1 protein-coding gene is annotated in these 659 nt (G+C 62.2%); it reads right to left on the bottom strand.

What is annotated here, in order from left to right:
* Positions 1–659, bottom strand: a 659-nt coding sequence (locus tag NW860_RS00500) for an SDR family oxidoreductase (RefSeq protein ID WP_414511901.1), incomplete at both ends; no start/stop codon positions are given.

Below are 659 nucleotides of genomic sequence, written 5' to 3'. Positions count from 1 at the left end.
ACCTCATTGGGCACGGCATTGGCCGGCAGGGTGAGGACAAAGCGAATGGCCTCGGCAGCCGTGGCGGGGCTGAGCATTTTGTCCCTTTGCACCTTGAGGCTGATGGGATCCCAAAAGGGCGAGTCGATGCCGCCAAAGTAAAACAGGGTAAAGCGCACCCCAAAGCGCTTTAGCTCATCGGCCATGCACTTGGTAAAGCCGACCACGCCAAATTTGGCAGCACAGTAAGCCGAGGCCATGGCCATGGGGTGGCGACCCAGAATGCCGGGGAAGTTGAGAATATGGCCGGACTTCTGCTCCCGCATGGCGTTGGCCACCAGTTGGCTGGTGTAGAAGCTGCCCTTGAGGTTGACCGCCAGCATCTGCTCCAGGTCAGCGGGGGTAATTTGCGGGGCAGGTTTGAGGATGCCGGCGCCGGCGAGGTTGATTAGCACATCGATCCGCCCGTGCCTCTGCAGCGTTTGGGTCACCAGCGCCTCGACCTGGGCGTAGTCGGTTACATCTGTGGGGATCCCTACTCCAGAAGCAGCCCCGAGGGCTACTGCTTTCTCGGCCAAGGTGGCTAGGGGCCCTTCTCGCCGCGCCGCCAGCACCAGATGGGCTCCGGCCTGGGCCAAGAGAGGCACAAGGGCACTGCCAATTCCCCCTGTGGCCCCTGT

This window comes from Synechococcus sp. F70.1 (assembly GCF_047502745.1).
Lineage (GTDB): Bacteria > Cyanobacteriota > Cyanobacteriia > Thermostichales > Thermostichaceae > Thermostichus.
Note: the sequence above shows the minus strand (reverse complement) of the source record. Positions and strands in the feature narration are given on the sequence as shown.